Source organism: Azotosporobacter soli (genome assembly GCF_030542965.1).
Lineage (GTDB): Bacteria > Bacillota > Negativicutes > SG130 > SG130 > Azotosporobacter > Azotosporobacter soli.
On the sequence record NZ_JAUAOA010000002.1, the window covers coordinates 359,425 to 376,067 of the forward strand.

The window sequence follows — 16,643 nt, forward strand, 5'->3', positions numbered from 1 at the left end:
CGCCTTTGTTTGTAGATTTAGGAATTTTTGCCTTCCTTGGCTTCCATTATTTCTTGCAGGTGCTCGACGCTTTTACTCGCCGCGCCGCGGTTTTCGCCGATGATCTTCAGCGTTTCCGCCGCCATCGTTTCGCGCAGCGCCGAATCCTTCAAAAGTTCGAGCATTCGCTGCGCCAGCTCGCCGCCGTCATAGACGGTGACGCAGGCCTTGCGTCCGGAAAAGAGCGCATAACTGTCTTTAAAATTAAACATGTGCGGTCCGACAAGAATCGGTTTGCCATGCGCCGCCGGTTCCAGGATATTATGCCCGCCGTGCGAAACCAGACTGCCGCCGACATAAACGATTTCACCGAGACTGTATACTTTACCCAACTCTCCGATCGTATCGAGCACGACGACGTCGACAACCCGGTCTTTCGTCAATACGGTTCGTTTATCCGCGCTAAAACCCATTTCACGCGCCATTTGCACCACTTCACCAGCGCGCATGATATCGCGCGGCGCTAAAATGATTCCGGCATGCGGGAATTCTTTTTTCACCTGATAGAAAGCCTTCAGTAGCAGTTCTTCTTCGCCTTTATGGGTGCTGCCCGCCACCACGACCGGTCCGACCGTATCGAGACCCAACTCCTGTTCCAATGCCAGTTTTTCTTCCGGCAACGCTTCGGTATACGTTTGATCAAATTTTGTATTGCCCGTCACGAATACTTTACGCGGATCGGCGCCCAGGCGGATGATATATTGCGCATCAATCGTCGACTGCATGCAAAACCGGTCTACCGTATCGAGCATCTGCTGCAGCAAACCGCCCAAATAGCGATAGCGTCCGACGCTTCGATCGCTGATTCGGCCATTGACCATCAGCACCGGGATGTTTTGTTGCCGCACACTGTAAAGAAAGTTCGGCCACAATTCCGTCTCGACCAATAAAAAGGCAGCCGGCAAAATCGCTTTCACCACCCGACGGCTCAGCCACGGCAGATCCAGCGGAAAGAAAACAATACTGTCCGCCGGAACGATTCGCTTGGCCATCGCATAGCCGCTGGCCGTGACGACGGAAACAAGAATCGGGCGCGCCGGAAACTGACGGCGTATTTCCTTGACGATCGGACTGGCTGCGACGATTTCGCCCACCGATGCCGCATGCAGCCAAATGCATTGTTTACCGGCAACCGGCGTCAAATCCTCCTCCGGCAAAAAACCAAAACTTTGCTTCAAACGCCGCCCAAAGCCTGTTTCCCGAAACAACCGGAATAACAAGACCGGGATGGATACGAGCAACAACATGCTGACCAGCAGATTATATAAAATATGCATTCTGTACCTTACCCCGTTATTGTCTTATTTTTCTTCGCTCTGCGCTTTAAACTGCACCTGATGCAGATTCGTATAGAGTCCCCCGGCTGCCAACAGTTCCTCGTGCGTTCCTTTTTCCACCAGTCGCCCTTTTTCCATGACGACGATTTGATCGGCCCGCTGCACCGTAGACAAGCGATGCGCGATGACAAAAGACGTTCGGCCGATCATTAGTTTATCGAGCGCCTCCTGTACGAGTTTTTCACTTTCCGTATCGAGCGCCGAGGTCGCTTCATCCAAAATCAGAATGCGCGGATTTTTCAAGATAGCCCGCGCGATCGAAATGCGCTGCCGCTGTCCGCCCGACAACTTAGAGCCGCGTTCGCCAATCTGCGTCTGATAGCCGTCCGTCATTTCACTGATAAACTCATGCGCATTTGCCGCCTTGGCGGCTGCAATGACTTCCGCTTCCTGCGCATCGAGACGCCCGTATAAGATATTTTCATAGACGGTGCCGTTGAAGAGCACCGTCTCTTGCGGTACAATGCCAATCTGTTCGCGCAGGGAGGCTACCGTCACGGTACGGATATCAACCCCGTCAATCTTAACACAGCCACCCGTAGGATCGTAAAAACGCGGGATCAGATTGACCAGCGTCGTCTTGCCTGCGCCGCTTGGTCCGACAATCGCAACCATTTGCCCTGCCTGTGCCGCCAGATTCAAGTTACAAATCGCCGCTTCGCCGGTCTGATACGCGAAAGTCAAATCATGAAAGGCTACTTCGCCAATGGCGTCCGGCAGTACGGCTGCATCCGGCGCGTCTTCAATCTCCGGCTGCGTATCAAGGATGGAAAAAACACGGTCAGCCGCCGCCAACGCGCGTTGAATGTTGCCGTATACTCGGCTCAAACGCTTGATCGGGTTCGAAAGATTCACGACATAGGTTAAAAACGCAATCATCTCACCGGTCGTCAGACGATTCTCGATCACTTCTTTGCCGCCGTACCAAATAATAATCGTCACGCCGATCGCAGCGAGAAATTCGATGACCGGCGTTAGCGTCGCCATGATCTGCGAATTTTTCATGTTGGCACGGAAATTATGGTAATTTTCCGTGTTAAAACGGCTGATCGCAAAGTCTTCCCGTGCAAACGATTTGATGACCCGGATCGCCGAAATACTTTCCTGCAAAACCGAGGTAATATCGGCAGCCCGCTCCTGCACCTTGCGGCTCGAGTTGCGCAGTTTGCCGCCAAACACCTTGATCGCCTGCGCGATCAGCGGCAGTGTAATCAGCGTCAATAGCGACAGCTTCCAATCCAAATAAAACATAAAGACCAACGACCCGATTAAGATCGAACCCTCGGTAACCAACTCGATCATGTTGTCGACAATGCCGCCCTGTACCGCAGCCACATCGTTCGTCACGTAGCTCATCAATTCTCCAGTCTGGCGTTGTTCATAAAAAGACAACGACAAACTTTGCAAGTGACGATATAACTTTTCCCGTAGATCAATAATCACTTTTTGACCAATGTAGGACATCAGATAGGTCTGTCCGTAAAAGAAAATGCCGCGAAAGAAAAAGACTACGATAATGCCGATCGCAATCGTATTTAACGTACTCATATCCTTACTGACCAAAACCTTGTCAATAACATCCTTCAAAATCCAGGGAACATAGAGATTCGCTCCGGCGGCCATGATGATGCAAACGATGGCAACGGCCAAACGCAAATAATACGGTCTAATATATGCCAATAAACGCAGATAGGTTGCCATATCGATCCTCCATCAGCGGCCTTCGGCCACTGCTACTATTTCCTCCGCCACGCGCCTGACGGCGCCCGGTTCGCCCAGCCTACGCCTGACGTCGGCCATATCCTGCGCCAAGCGTTGCCGGTTTTCCGGTTCCAGCATGGCGCCTATTTCCTGCGCAATAACGGGTCCGCAAACCTGTTCCTGCAATAATTCCGGGATCACTTTGCGCCCGGCCACAATATTAGGCAGACTAATATGGGGAATTCGCACCAGGCGTTTCCCCAACCAATACGTGATGGCCGCCATCTTATAGATCACAACACACGGCAAACCAAGCAGCGCCGCTTCCAATGTAACCGTTCCCGAAGCCGCAACCGCAGCATCGGCCATCTTCATTAAATCATAAGTACGCCCGTCTGTCAAAGTCACGGCAAGACGATGTTCTTGCAATTGTCGTTCAATCATGGCGCGCGGAATCGTCGTCGCCACCGGCAAAAAGAAGCGGCAATTCCCGCGTCGCCGCTGCAGCTCTTCGGCGGCTTGCAACATCGACGGCAAAAGCTTTTCAATTTCCTGCTTGCGGCTGCCGGGCAATAATAAAATAGCCTCTTCCTGATCGCCAACGCCATATGCGGCGCGCAACTCTGCACGACTCTGCTCCGCTTTTACAATATCAAGCAGCGGATGACCGACAAAGGTCACCTTCGCACCCGCCTTGCGATAAGCCTCCGCTTCAAAAGGAAAAATCGCCGCAACGCGCGACGCCACTTCCGCAACTTCTTTCGCTCGACCGGCGCCCCAGGCCCACACCGATGGGCTGATGTAGAAAACAACCGGAATGCCAAGCTTTTTGGCAATCTTCGCCAAGCGCACGTTAAAACCGGGATAATCGATGACGACCAATACATCCGGTCGCCGTTTCTGCATCGCCTGTTTCAAAAGATCGCGCACGCGAAACAGTTTCGGCAGATTACGCAGCACTTCTACCAGGCCCATAACGCCAAGCTCCGCGATGTCATATAAAATTTCAACGCCAGCCTGCGCCATCGCGCTTCCGCCCATGCCGAACAATTCGGCTGTCGGCTGCAGTTCTTTCAGCGCGGCCGCTACGCTGGCGCCATGCAAGTCACCTGACGCTTCACCGACCGAGATCATTATTTTCATCGATTTCACCTCTTTTTGTTGGCTGTTAGCAGAACGGCTATTGGCTCGTGACTCGGAGCCCGAAGCTCAAAGCCGCCCCGCCCGTCCTGCCATGAGCCGTTCTCCCTCTAGAAGAAACAGAAGGCAGGTTTGCAACCTGCCGTCTTGTTATTGCTCATTCATCGCAACAATCGTTATATCATTTTCCGCCGCCAGCCTCAGTACTGTAGACCGGTCTACCAACAGGGTATGTCCGGCCTCCATTGCCAAGCTCTTAGCGCCCGCTTCGATCATCGCCTTTAGCGTCGCCGGACCGATTGCCGGTATGTCGAACCGATTGTCCTGCTGAGGCTTCGCCACCTTGACGACCGTCACCTCACCGCGGCCCAGACTACCGCCGCGCCGGATACAGGCATCGGTTCCTTCAATCGCTTCCACCGCTAAGACTGCCGCGTCCTTGACGACAACAGTCTGTCCGATGTCGAGTCCGCCAATCGCCTTGGCCATACGAAAACCATAAGTCATATCGGCCCGTTCTACTTTGCTCGGCTGACGCTCGGTCAATACGCCCGCTTCGGGCATCAACGGCTTAAGCAGCGCCGTTTGGTCAAGAACGCCAATCCCTTCCATCGCCAGTCGTTTCACAAAGCCCAACATGATCGTATCGTCATTATGATCGGGCAGCAGGGCAAGCAATGCCTGCATCTCCTGATCCAGCGCCACGCCGCCGGAAAACATCAATTCCTTCGTGACTTTACCCAGCATCGTCACTTGCGTGACCTGGTTCAGCTTCAGATAATCAATAATCTGGCGCAGCTGTCCGACGCCGATTGCCGCAAACGCATGCGCCGCTTGCGCCAGTTCCGCATCCACGCCCGGCACGACGCCGACCGCAACGACCTTCGCTCCCATCCCCTGCGCCGCCTTGGTAAATTCAACCGGCAGTCGACCGACTCCGGCCAATAATCCTATGTTTAGCATTCAGCAGTCTCCTTATTCTTCACCGTCTCTGCGGCCGCGACAAATCCCCCGCTCCGCGTTGCGTAAAAAACGTAAAAAATGTTCCACTTCCTCGCAAGAATCCAGTTCCTGTTCCATCATCGCGATCGCTTCCTGCAGTCTGAGGCCGGAACGGTACAAAATCCGGTAGGCTTTCTTCATGCTGCGACGCGCCGCCTCATTCATGCCGGAGCGCGACATGCCAACGTTATTCAGTCCAGCGACTCTTGCCGGACGACCATCAACAATGATAAACGGCGGCACATCTTGAACCACTTTGGACGCTCCGCCAATCATCGCGTTGCGACCAATTTTAACGAACTGATGCACGCCGGCCAAACCGCCGATAACCGCGCGGTCTTCCAATACAACATGCCCCGCCAGCGTCGCCGCGTTGGACATGATGACATGGTTGCCGACAACGCAATTGTGCGCCACATGCGTATAGGCCATCATCAGGCAGTGAGAACCGATGCGGGTCTCTTCGCCTTCGCCGGTCGCCCGGTTCACGGTGGCGCACTCTCTAATCTTGGTATGATCGCCGATAAAAACATAGCTCTTTTCGCCGGCGAATTTCAAATCCTGCGGATCCGCGCCAATCGTGGCACCCGGATAGATCACACAATTTTTGCCGATACTGGTCCAGCCTTCGATCACGACATGTGCGCTGATCTTTGTTTCATCACCAATCACGACATTTTCACCAATCACTGCGTACGGTCCGATTTCAACATCTTTCCCCAAACGGGCGCCCGGATGAATTACTGCCGTCTCATGTATCTTACGCAGAGTTACCACAACCTTTTCCGGTTTCATCTGCTCTTCATCTCCTCATACTACATATCTATTCACATCTACCTATTATAGTCCGACTATATAGTCTAACTCTGACAAGATAAATTGCGTCAAAAATTCGCTTCTCATCACAATAACTCTGCTTTTCTTAATTTTAAAGCAACAATCCGCCTATTTACTCTTTTTTTGTCGCCAAAGCGAACAAAAACTCACCTTGGGCAGCCAATTGATCTTCTACGAAGGCCTGCGCAAACACTTTTCCGATTGCGCCTTTCAGTTTGGTCACTTCCGCTACCATGCGCACCTGGTCGCCAGGCACGACAGGACGACGAAACTTCGCATTATCAATGCCGGCAAACAAAGCCAGTTTGCCGCGATTTTCATCCGGATACAGCATCGCGACGCCGCCAACCTGCGCCATCGCTTCGAGCAGCAGTACGCCCGGCATGACCGGGTGTCCGGGAAAATGCCCTTGGAAAAATTGTTCATTCGCAGTGACGTTCTTTATGCCAACCGCCCGCTTGAGCGGTTCCAGTTCAACAATTCGATCCACCAGCAAAAAAGGATAGCGGTGGGGGAGTATTTCTTGAATTTCTGTTACTGACAACATTGGCCTCACTCCTGTCTTTCGTTTATTCTTCTTCCTGTTCAATGTCCAGCAATTGCTTAGCCAACGCCGTGTTTAACGCGTGGCTCGACTTGACCGCGATGACATGGCCGCGCACAATACCGGCCAGAGCCAGATCTCCGATGACGTCGAGCACCTTGTGGCGCACCAATTCATCGGTAAAGCGCGGTTCATTCACCGAACCGTTTTGATCGTACACGACGGCATTTTCCAGACTGCCGCCCAACGCCAGTCCCTGCGCCTGCAGCGCTTCGATCTCATGCAAAAAACCAATCGTCCTTGCCTGCGCAATCTCCGCGACAAAGCTTTCCGGCGTAATGATGCAGTCAAAATATTGCACACCCAAAAACGGATGCGGATTCACCGAAGTGAAACTAATGCGCAGCCCGTCATAGGGGAGTATCGCGATAAACTTATCCGCATCGCGCACGATATATTCTTTGGCCACACGGCGCACCAAGCGGCGTTTCTTTTGTTCCCTGCTTCCTGCTCGCTCCAGCAGCTGCCAGAAAACAATGGCACTGCCGTCGGCAACCGGCGGTTCCGGCGACGAAATATCGACACGGCAATTATCGATGCCGAATACGCGCAGCGCGGCCAACAAATGTTCTACGGTAAAAACCTTAGCGGTTCCGTCTTCCAGTGTCGTTGCCCGCATCGTATCAGTCACTTGTGCAGCGCCCGCCGCAACGCAGGGCGCGTTCGACAAATCCGTGCGGCAAAATACGATCCCCGTATCTTCCGGCGCGGGATGCAGTTCAATGGTCACCGGCTGCCCCGAATGCAAGCCAATGCCTGTATAAGAAATGTGATTCGCTATTGTTTGCTGCATGGGAATCCTCCTGCGGTAGTAACCTTTATCATTCTATACAATTCCCTGCCGCCGCGCAATCTTTTTTACTGCATTATTTCGTGCTTCCAGCGATTATGCAGCCAGAACCAGTCCTGCGGGTACGCTCGGATATGCGTTTCGATGATTTGCGTCAATTCTTGCGTCACACGCTGAATGTCCGTTTCACGTTCTTCCGACCACTGCGGCATCAGCGGCGGATGAATGATGACATGATGGCATCCGTTTCCCTTGTCGACGATGAACGCCGGTACGATCGGCGTCTTTTTCATTCTTGCTAACGCGGCCGCACCGGGCGGTGCGGGTACGACGCGGCCAAAAAACGTTACAGGGTTTTCTATCCTACCGGAATCCTGATCCATCAAGAGGCCTATGATTTTGCCTTCGCCCAACAAACGGACCATGTCCCGCACGCCCGTCTTATACGTGACATGCATGCCAGCGCGCGTGCGATATTCGTTAATGAAGCGATCCATATCGCCGTTCGTTTGTTTTTGCACCACGGCCACGAGCGGAAAGCCGTGCAACGCCAGCGCCGCACCGAGCAATTCCCAGTTACCGCTGTGCGCCGTCGCCAGCACGCAGCCTTGTCCCGCCTGCAGCGCCGCCTGCAAATGTTCTTCGCCTTCGAAGGTCAGTCGTTCATCGACAACCTCGCGTTTCAAACCCGGCAATTCGAGCATTTCTAAAAACATCGGGCCGAAACGAATCGTACTTTCTTCATACACCTTCTCTGCCGCCCGTTCATCCAGATTTAGGCTCCGTCCAATGTTTTCCAGCGCCATTCGTTTTCGCCAACCAGGTATCAGGCGCAGGCAAAGGCGGCCGATCAGCCGTCCCATTCCCATTCGTATTCCAAGCGGCCATGCATTCGTAAACGCACTGATTCCTTTCACAAGCCAATATAACACAGCCATCCCCCCATCCTACCAATTCAAAGTAACGCCGCCGTACCAGCGGTCATGCCCATAAGCAATTTGACTTTGCCAGCCATTTTGCCAGGCGGCTCGCAGACCGTACTGAAGGCCATGACCGTCAAAATCCGCAACCGCGCGGAGCGTCGGCTGAGAGTTTGACGTCTTGCCTTTACTAAAGTGCGGCGGGTTAAGCACTTTTTCGATGCCGCCAAAGACGCCGTCAAAACGGCCGCTGCCCACGCCAAGGTGCAGGCGATAACCGCCTGGGAGAAATTTGCTGGCAACGCCATAGAGCGATCCGCCGCTTTCGGCGCCGATCGCCAGCCCCGGCGTCAAGACGGTTTCCGGCTGCAACGATAATTTCACACTGCTTTCTTCCTGCGTTGCCTGTCCCTGCGCAAAACGCCAGCCATGCGCCATTTCCCAGCCGCCGGGCAAGCCGACTGCCACGCTCTGTCTGCGCCAGCCATCACCCTGCCAAATGCCCAGATCGCCTTTCCCACTTGCCAGGACATCGGCCGAAGGCGATTCCAAGAGGCCGGTATCACCGTGCAGCGTCGGAGCGGTTTCGCCGCTCGCCGACCAAAAGCAGCAAGCGATCATTGCGCCGCATAGAATTGCTTTATACTTCATCGTTGCTCCTTTATAAAACACTATTTTCGTTGGTCTTGCTAAAATTTAAGCGGAGTTCGTTAAAAAAATTTCAGCTGTCAAACCAAGCCTCTTCTCCCGCGCAGCTGACGCTTTTTTAGCAGACTCTTTTTATTAAAGTAAGGCCAACCGTAGGTTGGCCTTACTTGTTATTCATTTTCTTTCTTCCAACGCCGCTAATCTGGCTTCCAAATCTTTTAGCTTGCGCAGCGTATCCGGCAACCGCTTCACGGCCGCTTCCGAACGCAGCCATTCTTTATGGGGCCTGGCTGGAAAACCGGCACAAAACGAACCAGACGGAATATCGCTGATCGGCGCCGAACGGGCGGCAAACACGCAATTGTCTCCGATTGTCAGATGACCGGCGCTGCCCGCCTGCCCGGCAAAGGTCACATGATTGCCGATCTTAGCGCTGCCCGCGATTCCGGTCTGCGCCACAAGGAAACAATCTTCGCCAATGACTACATTGTGGGCCAAATGCACCAGGTTGTCAATCTTCGAACCGCGTCCGACGACTGTACTGCCGGTAGTGGCTCTGTCAAGCGTCGTATTCGCGCCGATTTCAACATCGTCCGCCAAAACTACATTGCCAACCTGCGGCACTTTTTCATGCTTGCCGCCGACCGTGACAAAACCAAAGCCGTCACTGCCGATCACCGCACCGCTGTGAATCACGACCCGATCGCCAATTCGGCATTGATGGAGAACCGTCACGTTAGGATGCAAAAGGCAGTCCGTTCCGACAACCACGTCACGGCCCAGATAGCAGCCGGGATAAATCACCGTATTGCTGCCGACGCACGCGCCGGCATCGATAACGGCATGCGCCATCACGGCGACATTTTCGCCGAGCAGAGCGGTCGGGTCAACCACGGCCGTTGCATGGATTCCTCTCTCAACTATGACTGGCGGCGTAAAAACCTTCAGCAGAGCCGTAAACGCCAGACGCGGGTTGGCGACGCGAATGGCAGGCTTGGCAAAGTCGCTGACGTCGGAGGCTACGAGCACTGCTAATGCGTCCGACTGCGCCGCCTTATCCAGATGCGGTGCAACGGCGAACGTGATGTCGCCTGCACCGGCATCGGCAATATTCGTCGCGCCGCTTATGACAAGATCGCCGTAATCACCGAGCAGCTCGCCGTCTACCAATTGAGCGATCTCGCGTAATGTCTTTTCCACCTTGGTTCCCCCTGGTTATTGCAGTTTTTTCAATACTTCGTCGGTTACGTCGACGCCGCCGGTAGCAACGCCGCCTTTATGCAGGATCACACCCAGTTTCTTATCTTTCGCCACTTCTTCCATCGCCTTGTTCAAGCTGGTGTCAAATTGGCCTTTTACATCCTGCTGCAGTTTGACAAATTCTCCATATGCCTGTTCCTGACGTTTTTGAAATTCTTCCGGGCTCAAGCTGGCTTTCTCTTTATTCAACCCTTCTTCCAGCGCTGTCCCCTTCGTTTTCAATTGTTCCTGCAAATCCTTGACCTTAGGGCTGTCCGTCATGACCTTGTTCATGTCAACGACGCCGACCGTCGCCGCGCCGCTGCAACCGCCCAATAATCCCATTACCAATACCATCAATACTACCAAACCGATCCGTTTCATTTGAATGCCTCCCTTATTGTTTTGCCATTTCGGCTATTATGCTGTCCGTCATATCAAGCGCGCTAACATTAACGCCAATAAAACTCTGATTAAACACGACAGTAATGTTCTGCTTCTCTGCCGCCTTTGCCGTCGCCGTCTCAATCTCTCGCCGCATCCGGTTTTCAAGATCGCTCAGTTCTTTCTCTAGTGCGCTCAATTCTTGCAGCGCAGGGCTACTTGTTTCTTTAGAAGCGGCCTCGGGCAGCGTCTGGGGCTGGCTCGTATTCATCCTATCGTTCTGCCGGTATGATGCGTCGATTTCCTGCCTCGCCTGTCGTTCCAGCGTCGCCAATTCAGCGACCATCTTATTTTGCAGCGTCTGTTCACGTGCCTTTAATTTAACGGCGCGCTCCTGTTTCAGCGCATTTACGGCCTGCTCATTCGCCGCCGCTTCTTCGGCGCTAAGCGCAAGCGTATTTGCCCGCAGCGTCAGATTAAAGAAACGTGCTTCCATCTCTTTATCCAGCTCCGCCTGATATGCTTTGGCTTCGCTTTCACCCTGCACGGAAAGGTGGCGTCTTCTGTCTTCGATTTTGCGCTGCCAGTCCGCTGCCAAGAGCGCTGCTTTGGCTTCGCCGCTGCCATCAGGCAAAGACGTTGCACGCGGCGGAGCCTCGGCCAGAGCAGGAGGCAGGTCGCCAAGCGCTTGCGCCATCCAGCGTCGGCCCTCCAGCACTTGTTTTTTCTTCGCATAGCTTTCATAAAGAGGATGTGCCTGCATCAACGCCGCTAAATCGGCAACCCCGATCGCAGGCGGCGATGGTTTTTCCTGCTTTCCACCACAGCCGGCCAAAAGAAGAAGCGATAGCATTAGCAATAATAAGCAATGAAAAATTCGTCTTATCGCGATGTTCCTCTCCTCCTTTAGCAACGGCAGTCTAGAAAAGAGACCGGGCTGGTCTTTCACCGCCCGGCCCTACATCTGCTTCTTCTGTGCAGGCTTTTTATTTACCTGTGATCTTTTTCAGCACTTCTTCGGTGATATCTTGGCCGCCGTAAATGACATTGCTTTTATCAACAACCACAGTCAGGCCCTTCGCATCGGAAACGGCTTTGATCGCGCCATCGATCTTGTCATATACCGGCGCTACGAGTTCCTGGTGTTTTGCTTGCAACCGCTGTTGAATCTGTTGATAGTATTCTTGTTTTTCTTTGTCGTTCATCGCAGCGCTTTTTGCTTCAAAATCTTTTTTCGCTTGCTCAACTTCGGCTTTCATTGCTTCGTCTGCTTTAGCCATATCCGGATGCTGCTGCACCAGCATTTGGTAGTTGACTACGCCAACGCTGGAATTACTACCGGCTGCTGCTGCATAACCTGTTCCGCTTTGCGAGAGGGCCAAGCCGACAATGCCTAAAACAAAAAACATCGCTACCGCTAACGACACCATTTTAACTTGCTTCTTATCAATTTTCATCATGTTGAAAACTCCTTCTTTCCCTAACCAAATTTCTTTTTCCATTATAGCAGGCGTGTTTTGGCAATTCAAGGCTTTTATAAGACGCCAATCAGCCTGAGCCAATTTTCCTGCTTCGTGAACACATATTCTACACTCAAAAATTCATGCAGCCGGTAGCGCAATCCCATTTCATAATCGCTGTTCTTAGGGTAGCGCTCTAAACGCAGTTGCCAACTATCGCTCAGATTTTGCCGCAGCCACCATTTCCCCTGCCTGTCGGAAAGCAGATATTGAAAACCAATATCCGTTTCCCGGCCAAAGTGATGGCTGACGCCGCCGCTGAATTTCCAAGTGAACGTAGTCGGATAAAAATCAACTTCGCCAAACAATTCCTCTTGTTTGTTCATCATTCGTCCGGCATGAAGACGCGCCGATGTGTTGTTCTCTTTGCGTCCCATATCGAGGTAGCCTTCAGCATTAATCTTGTAGCCGTCCGTTTTTGCCGTCAAATAAACATCGACCAGACTGCCTGGCTGAAGTTCGATCTGATACTGCAGATTATAACGCTTTGTCAGCGGCGCCTGCTCCGCTTTTTTCAACAGTCGCTGGACAAAATAATCGCGGTGCCGCGCAACCCAGCCCACCGGCAAGTTGCGCCAACTCGTAATTTCCTGCGCCAGTACCGGTTTCAAATCGAGCAGCAGCAAATTCGGCAGATTGGGCGAACGGATACTGATGCGGCTATCCTGCACCAATTGACCATTGGGAACCAACGTTATTTTGACGACGCTATGCGTTCCTGACGCAAGTTCTACTCCCAGCGTATATTCCGGCAATTGCAGCGCCGCACGATCCCTCAGCTCCGTCTTCGCAACTCCGATCGCCCAGTCTTCGCTGTCGACAGGCAGACCGACAAACAGATTACGCATGCCTTCCGTCAGTCCCGCCAAATCTTTCTCCAGCAAAGGTTGCAGTTCTTGCGGCAGGTTGCCGTAATCGAATTGCACATCAACTTGTTCGACGAGATCGCCCCACGGTGTGACCTGCATTCTGACCTGCATCTGACGTCCAGGTACAAGCTCAACCCGCTCGACTTCATAACCGAAGAGGACGCGCGTAAAGACTTCCTGCAAGACACGTTCATACTGTCCTTGCCGTTGCCTGATTTCTTCAACATTCTTGCCACTCAGCATTTGTCGCGTCACGGTAGCCAAGCTGTTTTCCAGCCGCGCTTGCAGCGCCGTCGCCAACGGATTGGCAGATGTCACCGCCACTTGAATATTCTCAACTCTCTCAATGCTTTGTCCCTGCACCGTTGGACAGCCAAACATTAGCAAGAGCAAGAGCACCATCAGCCGTTTAGTCACGCTGCCGCCTCCATCTGCGGCCAGTCAAAAGCCAGGCCGTGGCCTGGCTTTTCAACCGTTCGCCTAAAATTGTCCGCCAAAGCCAAATGTCGCCCGACCGCCCTTGCTGCCCCAGCCATAGTCAAGCTTGATCGGCCCCAGCATCGTATTCATCCGGATACCGCAGCCGATTGCGGTCTTCAGATCCGTCAACTGATAGCCTTCACCAGTCCATGCATTGCCGGCCTCGGCAAAGACGACGCCATGAATTTTCTTCATCAGCGGCATCCGGTATTCGATTGTCGCGGCAAACATCTTGTTGCCTTTGAATTCATCATCCTTATAGGCGCGCAGACTCTCGCCGCCAAGCGCAAAGCGCTGGCTGTCCGGCATCGATCCGGTCGCGTAGCCGAGCATGCCGCGTACCGCAATGATGTGGTCGCTGCCGACATCATAATATTTGCGGCCTTCTAAGCTGAACTTATTGAAATTAAAGTTGCCGCCCAAACCCTTGCCGGCGATCTCGACATTCGTCGTCAACATCGAACCGGTCGTCGCATTGAACACGTTGTCACGCGTATCAAAGACGCGGCTCAAAATCACGCTGCGCGTGGTGCCGAAGTTATCCTTCAAATATTGCTGATGCGCCGCCGTGCCATCGAGATAATTCTCACCCGACACATACTTGTTGTAGATGTCCTTGCGGCTTTTCAGCGTCACATAATAGCGGGTGTATTCGTTGACCGGACGTCCCAGCGTGATGTCCCAGCCCTTACGCTGCCGATCATAGGTGGAGCGGAAGTCGCCATTGTCGTTGTAATCGTCATAACGGTTCGTCATGTCATAAATACTGAAACTGAGTGATGTTTCCTTCTTGTCCATCCACGGATGCGTGTAACTGAATTCGTAATTGGCGCCGCTATTTGAATAACCGCCGATTTCCTTGTGGATCTTGACGCTGTCGCCGGTACCGCGGAAATTCTTGTCACCAAGCTCAATGATGCCGACCATGCCGTCAGAACTGCTGTAACCGGCGCCGATCGTGAACGTGCCTGTCTTTTGTTCGACGACCGTCGTCTCCATAACAACCGCATTCGGCTCGCGTCCCGGAATCAGCTTCATATTCACATCTTCAAAGAAGCCGAGATTGTAGATTTTCTCCATGCTACGCTTGGCTTCTTTTGAATTGAACGGTTTGCCGACTTTATTCTTTATCTCGCGGGTAATGACGTGCTTCTTCGTTTTCTCATTGCCCTTAACCGTCAATTCTTCCAGCAGTCCTTCATTGATCGTGACGGTCAAGGTACCGTCTTTCGCCATATTGACGTCGCTGATCTTCGCCATGATATAGCCAGCGCTGCGATACACCTCTTCGATCGCCTTCGCATTTCCCGCCCACGTCTTCGAATTCAGCACCGCTCCGACCGGAACGGTGACTTGGCTTTCCAAGCGCGACGTCGTCACGACCGTGTTTCCTTTGATGACGACTTGTTTCAAAACAGGGTTTTCCATTACCCGGTAGACAACCTGGATTCCTTCCGGCACCTCTTTAAAATCGGCGGTCACGTCAAAAAAGTAACCCAAGTCATAAATCGACTGCATATCCTGCTTGACGCGATCGGCAGTCAGTGCTTCGCCGACCTTCAATCGTATCGCATGCATGATCGTGTCGCTCGATACCGACATATTGCCTTCGACCGTCACGGACGTCATCTTTTTCCCGGTGATATTGATTGGTGCCGCCTGCACCGTGCTCTCCGTCGTAGGGGTCGCTACCGCTTCCGCCGCTCCCTGTTCCGGCGTCGCCGCATAACCGACCTGTCCTATCGTGCCCAGCGCCACCGCCATCCCCATTGCCAAATAAGCGGGCCGCCACCGATATTGTTTCCTCTTTTTCATGCATGTCCTCCTCGTCCTAATCCATCTATTCTTTCGTGTTCTTTGTCTGACTGCGCAGCGACTTTCCAGCCGAGCGAACTAATTTTTGCATTTCATCGGCAGAAACGACGTCTCTCGTCTCCATTGCCTCCGCCGGCGCTTCCGGCTTCACGCTCACGGCCGGCAGCGGCTGTACTGCGCTGACGACCGCTTTCGACTCTGCCTGCACCACCGTCGTCAAGACAGGGTCCGGCAGCGGCACAGCCGTCGCGCTCTCTGCTTGAGCAGCCGCCGGAGCGGGCAAGACGGCATGCGTTTCTTTGCCGTGTTCCGCGAAGGACCACCAGCCATAGCCGCCAATAATCAACAGCGTAATCAGCGCCGCAACGCGTCCGCCCCAGCCGGGCAACGCTCTTCCTGCCCTCCGGCCACTGACACGCTTCAGTTCCGCCTCCGCCAGCATCAGGTGCATTTTCGCTCTGACACCGTTTTTTTGATCCCATTCATCTTCTGCCCGGTGCAGCCAACGCTGGGCCGCCTGCAGGCCTTGTTTGAAATCCGCCATATCTTCACCCCGATGTTATTACATTCAGTCATGGCAGTTCTTTTTTCGCAGCGGATGGTCAACGATTATTCGCTACAAACGCTTTATTCCTCTCAAATCCTTTAAAATTCAAGCTTACTTTACTTCTTTCACCAATGTTGCATCAGACGCGACAGCATGCCGCGTACTCTGCGCACGCCCTGCTTTTGCAGGCGGTAGACATGCGACAGGCTGACTTCGAGCAAATCCGCCATTTCCTGCGGCATGCGATCTTCGAGATAGACGCCGCTCAGCACCGCCTGCTCTTTGGCCGGTAGGCGTGCCACCGCTTCTTGCAGTTGAAGCGCGAGAAAATTCGCTTCCGCCTGTACCGCAATCGCAGGCTCCGCATCAACCAGACGATCCAACAGATTATAGCCCTGCATTTGCAGTTCATCCGCCGAAATGACTTGCTCCTGATCTTCATCCTTAAGGAAATCGATCATGCGACCGCGGATGCGATGAATCGCATACAGGCTGAAGGCAACACCGCGCAGATGGTTATAGCCGTCGACCGCTTCCAGTAAGCCAAGCGTCCCCTCCTGCACCGTATCAAACCAGACTTCTTCCGCCAAGTTCCATTTGCTGAGCGCCTTAAAAACCAGCGGCTGATAACGTTCAACGATCTCTGCGCGCGCAGCCTGGTCACCCTCTTCCTTATAACGGTGCCAAAGAAGGCGTTCTTCTTCAAATTCAAGCAGCTTGATGCTATTCAATTCTTTCAGATACTGACTTCGCTTCATATTCTTCTCCCGC

Annotated in this window: 17 protein-coding genes; all 17 read right to left on the reverse strand. The window is 53.2% G+C overall.

Annotation, left to right across the window (positions count from 1 at the left end):
- Positions 1 to 17 precede the first annotated feature (17 nt).
- The 17 genes from QTL79_RS03650 to QTL79_RS03730 all read right to left on the reverse strand — a co-directional run bounded on the left by QTL79_RS03650 (position 18) and on the right by QTL79_RS03730 (position 16,630).
- The gene (locus tag QTL79_RS03650) at positions 18 to 1,316 is read right to left on the reverse strand and encodes a 3-deoxy-D-manno-octulosonic acid transferase (RefSeq protein WP_346353582.1); all 1,299 of its coding nucleotides are present in this window, start codon (positions 1,314 to 1,316) and stop codon (positions 18 to 20) included.
- Between the two features lie 24 nt (positions 1,317 to 1,340).
- Positions 1,341 to 3,077, reverse strand: a complete 1,737-nt coding sequence (msbA, locus tag QTL79_RS03655; RefSeq protein ID WP_346353583.1) for a lipid A export permease/ATP-binding protein MsbA — start codon at positions 3,075 to 3,077, stop codon at positions 1,341 to 1,343.
- A 12-nt stretch (positions 3,078 to 3,089) separates the two neighbouring features.
- Positions 3,090 to 4,220 carry a lipid-A-disaccharide synthase gene (gene lpxB, locus QTL79_RS03660; RefSeq protein ID WP_346353584.1) on the reverse strand — a complete coding sequence of 377 codons (1,131 nt, stop codon included), beginning with the start codon at positions 4,218 to 4,220 and terminating at the stop codon, positions 3,090 to 3,092.
- 147 nt (positions 4,221 to 4,367) lie between these two features.
- Positions 4,368 to 5,180 (reverse strand): LpxI family protein, encoded by an 813-nt coding sequence (locus tag QTL79_RS03665; RefSeq protein ID WP_346353585.1) that lies wholly within the window; start codon positions 5,178 to 5,180, stop codon positions 4,368 to 4,370.
- Positions 5,181 to 5,192: 12 nt separating this feature from the next.
- Positions 5,193 to 6,014: an acyl-ACP--UDP-N-acetylglucosamine O-acyltransferase gene (gene lpxA / locus QTL79_RS03670; RefSeq protein ID WP_346353586.1), complete on the reverse strand. Its 822-nt coding sequence runs from the start codon at positions 6,012 to 6,014 to the stop codon at positions 5,193 to 5,195.
- 154 nt (positions 6,015 to 6,168) lie between these two features.
- Positions 6,169 to 6,603, reverse strand: coding sequence for a 3-hydroxyacyl-ACP dehydratase FabZ (gene fabZ, locus QTL79_RS03675; RefSeq protein WP_346353587.1), 435 nt, complete (start codon positions 6,601 to 6,603; stop codon positions 6,169 to 6,171).
- A 22-nt stretch (positions 6,604 to 6,625) separates the two neighbouring features.
- Positions 6,626 to 7,453 (reverse strand): UDP-3-O-acyl-N-acetylglucosamine deacetylase, encoded by an 828-nt coding sequence (lpxC, locus tag QTL79_RS03680; protein WP_346353588.1) that lies wholly within the window; start codon positions 7,451 to 7,453, stop codon positions 6,626 to 6,628.
- 65 nt (positions 7,454 to 7,518) lie between these two features.
- Entirely contained in the window at positions 7,519 to 8,388 is an 870-nt protein-coding gene (locus QTL79_RS03685) for a lysophospholipid acyltransferase family protein (protein WP_346353589.1), read from the reverse strand.
- 9 nt (positions 8,389 to 8,397) lie between these two features.
- Positions 8,398 to 9,021, reverse strand: coding sequence for a hypothetical protein (locus tag QTL79_RS03690; RefSeq protein WP_346353590.1), 624 nt, complete (start codon positions 9,019 to 9,021; stop codon positions 8,398 to 8,400).
- Positions 9,022 to 9,192: 171 nt separating this feature from the next.
- Positions 9,193 to 10,218 carry a UDP-3-O-(3-hydroxymyristoyl)glucosamine N-acyltransferase gene (gene lpxD, locus QTL79_RS03695; protein ID WP_346353591.1) on the reverse strand — a complete coding sequence of 342 codons (1,026 nt, stop codon included), beginning with the start codon at positions 10,216 to 10,218 and terminating at the stop codon, positions 9,193 to 9,195.
- 15 nt (positions 10,219 to 10,233) lie between these two features.
- Complete coding sequence (locus QTL79_RS03700) at positions 10,234 to 10,641, reverse strand: OmpH/Skp family outer membrane protein (RefSeq protein ID WP_346353592.1); 408 nt, start codon at positions 10,639 to 10,641, stop codon at positions 10,234 to 10,236.
- Between the two features lie 13 nt (positions 10,642 to 10,654).
- Positions 10,655 to 11,494 (reverse strand): OmpH family outer membrane protein, encoded by an 840-nt coding sequence (locus QTL79_RS03705; protein ID WP_346353593.1) that lies wholly within the window; start codon positions 11,492 to 11,494, stop codon positions 10,655 to 10,657.
- Between the two features lie 133 nt (positions 11,495 to 11,627).
- Positions 11,628 to 12,101 (reverse strand): OmpH/Skp family outer membrane protein, encoded by a 474-nt coding sequence (locus QTL79_RS03710; RefSeq protein ID WP_346353594.1) that lies wholly within the window; start codon positions 12,099 to 12,101, stop codon positions 11,628 to 11,630.
- Positions 12,102 to 12,175: 74 nt separating this feature from the next.
- Entirely contained in the window at positions 12,176 to 13,447 is a 1,272-nt protein-coding gene (locus QTL79_RS03715) for a hypothetical protein (protein ID WP_346353595.1), read from the reverse strand.
- A gap of 63 nt (positions 13,448 to 13,510) precedes the next feature.
- Complete coding sequence (locus QTL79_RS03720; RefSeq protein ID WP_346353596.1) at positions 13,511 to 15,325, reverse strand: BamA/OMP85 family outer membrane protein; 1,815 nt, start codon at positions 15,323 to 15,325, stop codon at positions 13,511 to 13,513.
- Positions 15,326 to 15,350: 25 nt separating this feature from the next.
- Positions 15,351 to 15,869, reverse strand: a complete 519-nt coding sequence (locus QTL79_RS03725) for a hypothetical protein (RefSeq protein ID WP_346353597.1) — start codon at positions 15,867 to 15,869, stop codon at positions 15,351 to 15,353.
- A gap of 128 nt (positions 15,870 to 15,997) precedes the next feature.
- Positions 15,998 to 16,630, reverse strand: a complete 633-nt coding sequence (locus QTL79_RS03730; RefSeq protein WP_346353598.1) for a sigma-70 family RNA polymerase sigma factor — start codon at positions 16,628 to 16,630, stop codon at positions 15,998 to 16,000.
- Between the last annotated feature and the right edge of the window lie 13 nt (positions 16,631 to 16,643).

Excerpts from the sequence above, each read along its gene's own strand:
- QTL79_RS03710 (WP_346353594.1), bottom strand. The coding sequence starts at position 12,101 with ATGATGAAAATTGATAAGAAGCAAGTTAAAATGGTGTCGTTAGCGGTA.
- QTL79_RS03685 (WP_346353589.1), bottom strand. The coding sequence starts at position 8,388 with ATGGCTGTGTTATATTGGCTTGTGAAAGGAATCAGTGCGTTTACGAAT.
- QTL79_RS03690 (WP_346353590.1), bottom strand. The coding sequence starts at position 9,021 with ATGAAGTATAAAGCAATTCTATGCGGCGCAATGATCGCTTGCTGCTTT.
- msbA (WP_346353583.1), bottom strand. The coding sequence starts at position 3,077 with ATGGCAACCTATCTGCGTTTATTGGCATATATTAGACCGTATTATTTG.
- lpxC (WP_346353588.1), bottom strand. The coding sequence starts at position 7,453 with ATGCAGCAAACAATAGCGAATCACATTTCTTATACAGGCATTGGCTTG.
- lpxA (WP_346353586.1), bottom strand. The coding sequence starts at position 6,014 with ATGAAACCGGAAAAGGTTGTGGTAACTCTGCGTAAGATACATGAGACG.
- QTL79_RS03725 (WP_346353597.1), bottom strand. The coding sequence starts at position 15,869 with ATGGCGGATTTCAAACAAGGCCTGCAGGCGGCCCAGCGTTGGCTGCAC.
- QTL79_RS03650 (WP_346353582.1), bottom strand. The coding sequence starts at position 1,316 with ATGCATATTTTATATAATCTGCTGGTCAGCATGTTGTTGCTCGTATCC.
- QTL79_RS03665 (WP_346353585.1), bottom strand. The coding sequence starts at position 5,180 with ATGCTAAACATAGGATTATTGGCCGGAGTCGGTCGACTGCCGGTTGAA.
- QTL79_RS03700 (WP_346353592.1), bottom strand. The coding sequence starts at position 10,641 with ATGAAACGGATCGGTTTGGTAGTATTGATGGTATTGGTAATGGGATTA.
- QTL79_RS03705 (WP_346353593.1), bottom strand. The coding sequence starts at position 11,494 with ATGCTATCGCTTCTTCTTTTGGCCGGCTGTGGTGGAAAGCAGGAAAAA.
- lpxB (WP_346353584.1), bottom strand. The coding sequence starts at position 4,220 with ATGAAAATAATGATCTCGGTCGGTGAAGCGTCAGGTGACTTGCATGGC.
- QTL79_RS03730 (WP_346353598.1), bottom strand. The coding sequence starts at position 16,630 with ATGAAGCGAAGTCAGTATCTGAAAGAATTGAATAGCATCAAGCTGCTT.
- QTL79_RS03720 (WP_346353596.1), bottom strand. The coding sequence starts at position 15,325 with ATGAAAAAGAGGAAACAATATCGGTGGCGGCCCGCTTATTTGGCAATG.
- fabZ (WP_346353587.1), bottom strand. The coding sequence starts at position 6,603 with ATGTTGTCAGTAACAGAAATTCAAGAAATACTCCCCCACCGCTATCCT.